Origin of the sequence: Thalassospira permensis NBRC 106175 (genome assembly GCF_000714555.1) — a bacterium.
Lineage (GTDB): Bacteria > Pseudomonadota > Alphaproteobacteria > Rhodospirillales > Thalassospiraceae > Thalassospira > Thalassospira xiamenensis.
On the sequence record NZ_AUNC01000043.1, the window covers coordinates 1 to 10,241 of the forward strand.

The 10,241-nt window shown below is 56.2% G+C and carries 10 protein-coding genes; 3 read left to right on the forward strand and 7 right to left on the reverse strand.

Features of this window, described 5'->3' with window-relative positions:
* From SMB34_RS16635 to SMB34_RS16645, 3 genes are all read right to left on the reverse strand, one after another.
* Positions 1 to 1,128 (reverse strand): TRAP transporter large permease (locus SMB34_RS16635; RefSeq protein WP_037991745.1); only part of this gene is annotated, 1,128 nt, incomplete at its 3' end.
* Between the two features lie 6 nt (positions 1,129 to 1,134).
* The gene (locus SMB34_RS16640) at positions 1,135 to 1,743 is read right to left on the reverse strand and encodes a TRAP transporter small permease subunit (protein WP_051682359.1); all 609 of its coding nucleotides are present in this window, start codon (positions 1,741 to 1,743) and stop codon (positions 1,135 to 1,137) included.
* A 1-nt stretch (position 1,744) separates the two neighbouring features.
* A complete protein-coding gene (locus tag SMB34_RS16645) occupies positions 1,745 to 2,863 on the reverse strand; it encodes a TRAP transporter substrate-binding protein (RefSeq protein WP_037991747.1) in 1,119 nt (372 codons plus the stop codon).
* Between the two features lie 368 nt (positions 2,864 to 3,231).
* Here SMB34_RS16645 and SMB34_RS16650 point away from each other — a divergent pair, with 368 nt between their 5' ends.
* Positions 3,232 to 3,948, forward strand: a complete 717-nt coding sequence (locus SMB34_RS16650; RefSeq protein ID WP_037991754.1) for a GntR family transcriptional regulator — start codon at positions 3,232 to 3,234, stop codon at positions 3,946 to 3,948.
* Between the two features lie 6 nt (positions 3,949 to 3,954).
* On the opposite strand, the gene SMB34_RS16655 is transcribed toward SMB34_RS16650, so the two are convergent.
* From SMB34_RS16655 to SMB34_RS16670, 4 genes are read right to left on the reverse strand one after another with little or no spacing between them, the layout of a single operon-like run.
* Positions 3,955 to 4,503 carry a DoxX family protein gene (locus SMB34_RS16655; protein WP_084716673.1) on the reverse strand — a complete coding sequence of 183 codons (549 nt, stop codon included), beginning with the start codon at positions 4,501 to 4,503 and terminating at the stop codon, positions 3,955 to 3,957.
* A 1-nt stretch (position 4,504) separates the two neighbouring features.
* Complete coding sequence (locus SMB34_RS16660) at positions 4,505 to 5,257, reverse strand: HvfC/BufC N-terminal domain-containing protein (RefSeq protein WP_051682360.1); 753 nt, start codon at positions 5,255 to 5,257, stop codon at positions 4,505 to 4,507.
* Entirely contained in the window at positions 5,254 to 6,129 is an 876-nt protein-coding gene (bufB, locus tag SMB34_RS16665) for an MNIO family bufferin maturase (protein WP_037991762.1), read from the reverse strand. Before bufB ends, SMB34_RS16660 begins: the two co-directional genes overlap by 4 nt.
* Before the next feature lie 55 nt (positions 6,130 to 6,184).
* On the reverse strand, positions 6,185 to 6,484 hold the full coding sequence (locus SMB34_RS16670) for a BufA1 family periplasmic bufferin-type metallophore (protein ID WP_007092465.1): 300 nt from the start codon (positions 6,482 to 6,484) through the stop codon (positions 6,185 to 6,187).
* Positions 6,485 to 7,119: 635 nt separating this feature from the next.
* On the opposite strand from SMB34_RS16670, the gene SMB34_RS16675 reads away from it, so the two are divergent.
* Positions 7,120 to 8,772, forward strand: coding sequence for a GMC family oxidoreductase (locus SMB34_RS16675; protein WP_037991750.1), 1,653 nt, complete (start codon positions 7,120 to 7,122; stop codon positions 8,770 to 8,772).
* 272 nt (positions 8,773 to 9,044) lie between these two features.
* Entirely contained in the window at positions 9,045 to 10,124 is a 1,080-nt protein-coding gene (locus tag SMB34_RS16680; protein ID WP_156962695.1) for a helix-turn-helix domain-containing protein, read from the forward strand.
* Positions 10,125 to 10,241 lie beyond the last annotated feature (117 nt).

Sequence of the window (10,241 nt, forward strand, 5' to 3'; positions counted from 1 at the left end):
CATCGCCACAAGGATCGCAAGCCACGCCATGTCGATGCCGCTATTGATAAACACCGGTAAAAACATCGGTAGCGCGATATAGGAAATCTCGATCCATTCAAGGAAGAACCCAAGAACAAAGATCACCGCCATCATGAACAGAAGGTTGCCCATATCGCCACCGGGCACCCATTCAAACATGGCATGCACCAGCCCCTCGCCGCCAAGCCCGCGAAACGCAAGGCCAAAGGGCTGCGCGCAGATCAGGATGAAAAACACCATCGCACTGGTGATCAGGGTATCGCGCAACACATCGCGCATCACCCCGAAATCAAGCCGCCCGGTAAACAGGGCCAGAAGCAACGCGCCAAGCGCGCCCATTGATGCGGCCTCGGTCGGGGCGGCAATCCCGCCAACAATCGACCCCAGAACCGCAAAAACAAGCGCCAGCGGCGGTAGCACGACCTTGGCAATCTTGAGCATAAGATCGCGCGTGGCGAGCGCATCGCGTTCATCCTGCGGGATCGCGGGCACCATGTCGGGTTTGAAAATGCCGAGTATCACCAGATAAAGGGCGAGCATCCCGGCAAGGATCAGCCCCGGCACCATCGCGGCGGCAAACAGCGTCCCAACAGATTCACCAAGAATATCGGCAAGCAGGATCAGAACAAGGCTTGGCGGAATGATCTGCCCAAGCGTGCCCGATGCGCAAATCACACCGCACGCCACCCCCTTGTTATAACCGCGATTGATCAATGGCTGTAACGACAGCAAGCCGACCGTCACGACCGTCGCCCCGACCACGCCCGAAGACGCCCCCATCAGAACCCCGACAATCACAATCGCAAGCCCCATGCCGCCGCGAAGGCGGCCCATGGCATGGCCGATCACATCAATCAGTTCTTCGGCCAGTTTCGACTTTTCAAGCATCACCCCCATGAAGATGAAAAGCGGCAGGGCCAGAAGCGTATAGTTGGTCACAACCCCGTAAATGCGCGCGGGCAAAAGGTTAAAAAGCCCGGTACCAAATCCCAGAATGCCAAAGGCAAAACCCGAAATCGCAAGCGATATCGCCACCGGCACCCCAAGAACAAGGAAGCCGAAAAAGCCGCCGACCATGCCAATGGCCAGCCATTCATTACCAGTCATGTTCGATTATTCCCCAGGCACTTCAGTGGCGGTTTTATGGGTGGCGTAACCGGCATCATCGGGCTCATCGGCAGCTTGCCCCGCCCCGGCCACCTGCCGGAAATTGATCAGGGCCTGCGCAATCGCCTGCACGAACAGCAACCCGAACCCGACCGGGATAAACGCCTTAAGCAGGAAACGATAAGGCAATCCCCCAGGATCGGGCGAACCTTCGCCCATCATGATCGACTGGTTCACATAGGGAATGGCAAACCAGATGATCGCCGCACCAAGAATAAGCATGAGGATCGCCGAAAACAGATCAATCATCGCGCGGGCCCGGTCACTTAGCCGGTCATAAAGGAAATCGACCCGTACATGGCCGCCGTGCCGCATGCCATATGCCATCCCCAAAAGGGCAATCGGCGATACCAGATGCCATTCAAGTTCCTGCATGGCGACACTGCCGGTATTGAACACATAACGCAGCAACACATTGCCGCCGACTACCAGAACAAGCGCAAGACCGCTTAACGCGGCCGCCCATCCGGCAAAATCGACGATATATCCCAACACACGATCGGGAAATGGTTCGGGAAGCGGTTCTGACAACGGTTCTGTACGGGTCGAATTCATGTCAGCTCATCCCGTCTTTGGATGAAATGATGCCGTGATAGGGCTTTTCACTCACCGCCGCCCATTCACGGTGCGTATCGCGGAACGCCATAAACGCATCATGGACCTTTTTGGTCAGCGGGTCCTTGGCGGCTTCGGCTTCCAGCGTGTCTTTGGTGATGCCTTTAAGCTTGTTGACGACATCATCAGGCAGGGTCTGGGCGATAACGCCCTCATTCTCGACCAGATCACGAAGGGCCGCGGCATTGTTGGCCTCGCACCAGGAATGACTGTCAAGATTGCATGCCTGGGCGGCGTTTTTGACAATCGCCTGAAGATCGGCCGGAAGGCTTTCCCATGCTTTCTGATTGATCAGAAGCTCGGTCACGTTGGACGGTTCGTGCCAGCCGGTGGTGTAGTAATATTTCGCTGCCTTCTGAAGACCCAGACGACGGTCCTGATACGGGCCGACAAACTCGGCGGCATCAATCACGCCACGTTCAAGGGCCGGGAAAATCTCGCCGCCCGGAAGCAGCTTCACCTCAACCCCGATCTGCTGATAGACCTTGCCGGCAAGACCCGGAATACGCATTTTCAGGCCATTGAAATCATCAAGGCTTTCAATCGGTTCGCGGAACCAGCCGGTCATCTGAACGCCGGTATTTCCCATCGGGAACGCAATCAGGCCATAGGGCTGATACAGTTCATGCCAAAGCTCAAGCCCGCCCGCATGATACAGCCACGCATTCATTCCCTGGAAATTCAAACCAAACGGAACGGTGGTGAAATACTGTGCGGCAAAAATCTTGCCCGCCCAGAAATAGGCATTGGCCGCATTCATCTCGACCGTACCGGCCTGAACGGCGTCAAAGCCTTCAAGGGCGGGGATCAGTTCACCAGCGGCAAAATGCTGGATGTTCAGACGCCCGCTCGACATTTCCGTCACACGTTTGCAGAAATCCTCGGGGCTGCCCGGGCCGGTCACGTAAAACGGTGAACCCGGACCATAGGCATTGGTCATTTTCCAGTTGAAGGTTTCCTGAGCACGCGCAACATGCGGCGTGGCAAAAACAGCCGCCCCGGCGGCTGCCGTGCCGAATGCCGACTTCGTCAGAAAGTCGCGTCTTTTAAGGTTGGTCATCGGTGTCTCCCTGATAGAGAAAGCGCAATACGCGGATAATATCATCGAACGGATCTTGGCCCGCATTGTGTATACACCGTGCAACCGACGTGCCATCTGTTATATTTCAATAAGTTAACTTATTTCAAGCCTCAACAGACCCTCTTTTACTGTTTATTTTTTAATCATATTAAATTACTGCACCACATATATGCATATTAATTAAACATATTACAGGGTGACGCCGGGAACGGAATCCCGCACGCCACAGTTGCGCTTGGATTTTGCGGGAAATATCATGTATACATCGGATGTATAGGGTGCCAAAAAAGCACGAAAAGAGCCCCGGAACATTAACCGACAACAAGATCAAAGGGTCGAAACGGCACATGATCCATCTGCAGCAAGCCCCGCAACCTGCGCCCGAACCGGTCGGCATTGCGCAAAAACTCTGCCAGTCCCTCGAAGACGATATTGTCACCGGCGTGCTTGTTCCCGGTGCCCGGCTTGAAGAAACCCAGCTTGCAAAACGCTTTGGCGTGTCACGCACCCCGGTCCGCGAAGCCCTGCAATTGCTGACCGCGACCGAACTTGCCGAAAAAATCCCCAATCGCGGGGTTTATGTCTCGCTGGCAACGCCGGAACGATTGACCGCGATGTTTGAAAGCATGGCCGAACTCGAAGCCACCTGCGGGCGGTTGGCCGCCAAACGCATGACAAGTGGTGAGCGCCACGCGCTCGAACAACTCCATCACGAACTGGCCCATGCCATGCGCGCGGGTGACAGCCCGGCTTATGAAAGCCAGAACCGTGAATTTCACAATGCGATCTATGCCGGAACCCATAATGACGTGCTGGTCGAAGTCACCCAGGCCGTGCGTCGGCGGGTCGCCCCCTTCCGCCGGGTACAATTCAACAGCCTGCCCCGCCTCGCCTCCTCGCACGAGGAACATCAGGGCATCGTCGATGCCATCCTGCGTGGCGATCACAAGGCCGCCGAAGAACTGCTTTACGCCCACATCATGTCGGTCCATGACGTCAGTCAGGAATATCTGGCAACACTCCGCGCCGAAAGCGACCATCGGGCGCTTCTGATCGCCAAATAAAAAACTTCACCGGTCACGCATCCGCCGCGCCAGAACATGATCAAGCGAAAATTTACCCGCCCCCTTGATCACCAGCATCAGCAACACAAAAACCCATAACATTCGCTGATCGATCAACTGATCGGGCTGCCCGTCAAAAAGCGCGCCCGTCGCCGCACCGTGGGCTGTGATATCCACAACGGTCTGAACCGCCACAAACCCGATCATGCCAAGCGCCCCCAAACGGGTAAACAGGCCCAGCACGATCAGAACCGGCAAAACGAATTCCGCCAAAGTCCCGGCAATCACAATGATATGCCACGGGAAAAACGGAATGGCCGCCGTGTCATATAAATACTGATCGGCAATCGACGGCACGATCTGCGCAAACGCCCCGGCACTGGGGAAACTATCCCCCGCCACCTTGGTCATTGCGCTATTGAGGTAATAAGGCAGCAAAATCGCGGCAAACCACAAACGTGCCGAAAGCCCGATGAACCAGCCATCGGTCCGCGCTTCAAGTGCACCAAACAGGCACCTATGCAGCCCGGTCATTCTTTTGATCGCTGTTTGCATTTTATGTCTCCCTCAAACCGGCAAACGCCCCGGCGGCAATCAGTTGGGCAAAGGTGGATGTCACATCAAATTGCGGATCGCGGGCGATTGCGGCGGCAAAGGCATCGGCAACCGGTGCCTGATACAAAAGCCTGCCTGCAAAAATAGCCCCGGCATCATCCAGCAGGATTTGCTGCACCGTCATGTCAGGCCGGGTGATCAGGATATTTTCCCCGCATTGCACAATAGGCCGCTTTTCCGCCCCTTCCTGCTGGCATTGCCAGATCGCATGGATGGGAAAACCGGACCGCACAAGAAAGCAGGCCGAATGACGCACAAAGGCAACCGGCGCCAGATCATTCACAATGCATTGCAGCATTTCCGACGTGGTCACCGCATCATCGGCCGCATGCAGGGCTTCAAGCCTTGCGCGTTCCAACCGGGCAATATCGGAAAGATACGGCACTGACGCCGCGGCATCGAAACCATCAATGAAATCGGCAAAACCGGCCCCATAAAGCGCAAGCGACCCGGGGCGTGCTTTCTCGGCCCGGAAAAACGCTTGCGCCATCGCCCGAAAGAAATCCTCCCCCACCAGCTTCGCCACCACCGGATAGGCCGCGATTAACGCATCACCAAGCCCGCGATGGACATTATTGCGATAAATCGCAAACCGTTCCGCCATCGCCGGGTCAAAGCCATCGGGCCGCGCAGACGGGTCTGCTGCCATCAGGGCACGGGAAAATTCCCCCTGAAGAGTCCGCGCCTCAATCATGACGCCACCCGCATCGGGCCAACTTTCGAAAACCGCTCAATGTGCCGATCTGCAAGCGCCGCCTCGGCCCGAAGCGTCGCCCAATCGGGCACATCATTATCCCATTCAATCAGGGTCGGCCGCGCCCCAATCCGCGCAATCAACCGATCAAACAGCGCCCAGACCGGATCGGCTACCGGTCGGGAATGGGTATCAATCAAAACCGTCTCATCAGCATTGGCATCCGCCTCATGCCCGGCCAGATGGATTTCCCCGATCAGATCACCGGGGATCGCATCGACATAATCGCTGGCGTCAAAGCCAAGATTGCAGGCTGAAATGTAAATGTTGTTTACATCAATCAAAAGCCCGCAGCCCGAACGTCGCGCGGCTTCGGTAATAAAGTCGATTTCCGGGATCGAATTTTGCGGCAATGCCAGATACGAGGTCGGATTTTCAATCAGGATTTTGCGCCCTGTTGCCGTCTGCACCTCGTCAATCGCCTCAACCAGTTGATTACGCGACTGTTGCGTCATTGGTGTCGGCAAAAGGTCGGCCATATAAAGCCCGCCATGGCTTGACCATGCAATATGTTCCGACAGCATGGCGGGCTCAAACCGCTCCACCAGCCGCTTAAGATCAGCCAGATGATGAGGATCAAGCCTCTCCCCGCCGCCAAGGGACAGTCCAACCCCGTGCATCGATAATGGATAATCGGCGCGCAAGGCTTCGAGCACCGCCAGGCGCGGCCCACCGGCCACCATGTAATTTTCCGGATGGATTTCAAACCAGCCGACCTGCTTGGGCTGGCCGATCACGTCATCGGCGTGTTCGCCCTTGAAACCGACACCGGCCCGATTTGGCAATCTGCTGCTGTTTTGGCTGTTGATCATGGCAAGCCCCCCGAAAAAAGATGCCGACCCGCTTTGGCGGATCGGCATGATCACATCAGGATTTCGGCAGATCGCGGTCAAGCGCCTCAAGGCTACCCATAACCTCGCGCCCATCGGCGGTCGTAAAGCTCATATCCGCACATGTCCCGGCCGGGACCAGCTTCCAGGCATTGCCCTGATAATCAACTTTCGATGTCCCGGCACATGTGGTGCCCGGCCCGGCGGCACAGTCATTCTGCCCGGCAAGCGATACGCCAAAGCATTTCTCCTTGGCACCCTCTGCCTGCGCAGAATGAACAGAAGCAAGCGAAACAGCCGCCGTCAGCGCTGCGCCCAATACCAATGCATTTTTCATGATGTCATCCCTCTTGCGTGAAACCCGATCGCCGGTGTTGGCGATGTCTTTCTGGTAGCAGCCGGGCGGATCATCGTCATTGCAACTTCGGCACACGAAATATCAAGTCAGTGTGAGAGTTTCCCGGCATTTCATCACGGATGCGTGAAATCATCACCTCACGTGCGTCGAACAAACACCGGACTCGCACCGCAAAATCCCCGACGCGAACAAGCGGACTCCAATATCGGGAATCCGAAATCAGACCTCGTCAGCCGCCTCCAAAACCCGAAAACTCAATTTCATTTCCATCATTATTATCACTTTCAGGTGATCACCACTCTTCCTCCCCAGCCACAATTACTGGCAACAAAAACCTCACACGACCACCATGAACACGTCAAATGACGTCGAATCACATCCAAGAAATAATATTTTTAAAACAATTAATTACCTCCAATTTTACGGTTTTCTTCCTCCTGCCGGACGCCTGCATCAGACAGGACAAAAACCTCCCCCGCGCCACAGATCATCAAACACGGAATTTTAGTTCAAATTTGATAATTTTGATAAAATTGATAATTTCTGTTGCCTCTTTTCACACAGCACCCTATGGAGATTCCTGTTTGCCATAACCCGGTGCCATGGAGGCTCACATGAACCAGATCAGCGAAGACATACAGATCCACACAGACGTGCTTAGAAACCAGAATGAACTGTGCAACAATCTGCGCTCGCATTACGACTTCATCGTCTGCGGTGCGGGATCAAGCGGCTGCGTCATTGCCGCACGGCTTGCCGAACGCGAAAACATCCGCGTCCTGCTGCTCGAAGCCGGTGGCGACGATACCGCCCCCTCCGTCATGGAACCTGCTCAATGGCCCGTAAACCTTGGCAGTGAACGTGACTGGAGCTTCATGGGGCAACCCGCCCCATCGCTCAACGGGCGCAGATTGCCGCTCAGCATGGGCAAGGGACTGGGCGGCGGATCAAGCATCAACGTGATGGTCTGGTCGCGCGGCCACAAAGAGGACTGGGACTATTTCGCCGCCAAATCCGGTGATCCGGAATGGGGCTATAAATCGGTTCTGGAATATTATCGCCGCATCGAAGACTGGCAGGGCACACCGGATCCGGCGCGCCGTGGCAAAGGCGGCCCGGCCTATGTCGCACAACCCTCTTCGCCGCAACCCATTGCACAGACCATGGTCGATGCCGCTGGTCTTTTGGGCATACCGGTATTCGATAGCCCGAACGGGCGGATGATGGAATGCACCGGCGGGGCGGCGATTGCCGATCTGCGTATCAAGGATGGCAAACGCCAGTCCGTTTTCAGGTCTTATACCTACAAGGCCATGCACCAGCCAAACCTGACGGTCCTGACCGGCGCGCTTGTTTCCAGCCTGATATTTGACGGCAACAAGGCCGTCGGTGTCGAGGTCATGCTCGACGGTAAAATCCGACAGTTCCGCGCCACCTGCGAAACGATCCTGTCTCTTGGTGCGGTCAACACCCCCAAAGTGCTGATGCAATCGGGCATCGGTCCCGAGGACGAGCTGAACAGACACGGCATCAAGGTACGTCAACACCTGCCCGGTGTCGGTCAAAACCATCAGGATCACATCGCCTTTGGCTGTACATGGGAATATCGCAAGCCCGAGGACGTCGGGGGCGGCGGATGCGAGGCAACCGTGTACTGGAAAAGCAACTCCCGTCTCCAGCAACCCGACATCCTTCAATGCCAGCTTGAATTCCCCGTTCCCTCACCTGCCGAAGCAGAATTGGAAACCCCTGAACATGGCTGGACAATGTTTGCCGGACTGGCCCAACCCAAAAGCCGCGGACGGCTGCGCCTATCCGGTCCGACCATGTACGATAATATGCTTATCGAACCAAATGCGCTCAGCGCCCCCGAAGACGTGACAGCAGCACTTGCCGCAGTCGAACTATGCCGCGAAATCGGCAACCATTCGGCATTCACCCCGCTGGTTCGCGGCGAAACCGCGCCAAGATCGCGCAATCATGCTGGCCTTGTCGAATTTGTCCGCAACTCGGCCGTCACATACTGGCATCAATCCTGTACCGCAAAAATGGGTCTCGACAGAATGTCCGTAGTTGACGCCCGGCTCAGAGTCTATGGCATTGAAAATCTTCGCATCGCCGATGCCTCGATCATGCCACGCATCACGACCGGCAACACGATGGCGCCCTGCGTTGTCATCGGCGAACGTGCTGCGGACATGATCCTTGCCGCACACGATACGCAACTTGCCGCCGGAATAAAGCAACAGCGCCCTGATCCCTCATAGCCCCCCGCTGTTGCTTTTCGTGAGGCCGGAAAGATTTTCTTTTCCGGCCTCACACCCTTAATGACCTGCCCTTTGATGACCCACACTCGCGCCAACGGCAACGCCACCGGGAAAGATCGCGCAGGCAGCAACCTTCGGCCATAAGGAAGCTTCCTCGCCAGAAGGGCGCAAAAGTAGTCCCGCGACGATCAAACCGCGCCGTCAAACTTTCCATTTCTTGCACTTTTGGCAAATTTTGCTATTTCATTGCTTATAAGAAATGGGTGATTGATGTGAAAGATATCCTGACGACAGCCAAGGCGGCGGAAATTCTGGGCGTATCGATACGCACCGCCCAGCTCTGGGTCGAAAGCGGCCAGCTCCCTTCATGGAAAACCCCCGGCGGGCATCGTCGCATACCGCGCCAGGCGGTCATGGATCTGGTCGAACACAACACGCCCGAACAATACCTGCCGCTAAGCGCCCGGGCCATCATCCTTGCGGGCGAAGGCCGGGCTCCCGACTGGCGCGCACATGGCCTGAAGGGATCGGGTCTTTTACTGGACGTCACCGAAGACGCGCTGGAAGCCCGGAAATGGCTCTCCTTTACCTGCCCGATGCTTGTTCTGATTGAAAATGCCACGTCAGGTAACAACAGGAAACTGCTGGCCGAACTGCAAGCTGATCAGCGCTTCCGGCAGACAATCATCATCTCATCGGCTGAAAACACGGAAAACGCAGTCAATCCCATCGGCCATGACCGACTACAATTGCCCCTCTATCCCGATGTCGCGGCCACCAGTGCCGCAATCCTCAAACATCTGACTGCGTCAGCCAAAAAAAGAGCCGCCCCCACGGGCTATCCACTCCCCTGGAACGAGCGCGTCCGGCTCGAAGCCGTAAGACAGTCCGGCCTTGTCGGCTCCGGCCCGGAGGCAAGCTTTGACAACCTGGTCAATCTGGCCGCATTCGCCACCCGATCACCGGTTGCCATGTTCACGCTGGTAACCCAGACGGAACAGTGGTTCAAATCCCGCACGGGTTTCGAAGGGGCCTCTACCCCGCGCGAATGGGCGTTTTGCAACAAAACCCTTTACGAAAACGATCTGACAGTTATCGAAGACCTGACGAAAGACCCTCATTTTTCGACCAACCCGGCCTTGTCCGAACCCTTCGGATTTCGCTTTTATGCCGGGGCCCCCGTGCGCGACCCGCTCGGCTTTGCCCTTGGGTCGGTCTGCGTCATAGATAAAATTCCCAGATCATTGAGCCAGCCGGAACGCGATGCGCTCTCGACAACCGCCGATGCGGCATCAAACCTGATCCGGCTTCGCGCTCTTGAACGTGAAATCGAACGGCATCGGGAAATATAACCGCCTTTCGCGCAACCAGACCGGCATGAAACGACAAAACCCCTGACCATTAAAGGTCAGGGGTTTTGCGAAGTCGTTGAACAGGGAATATTGAGCTGTGTTTGGAAGGCCCGGCGG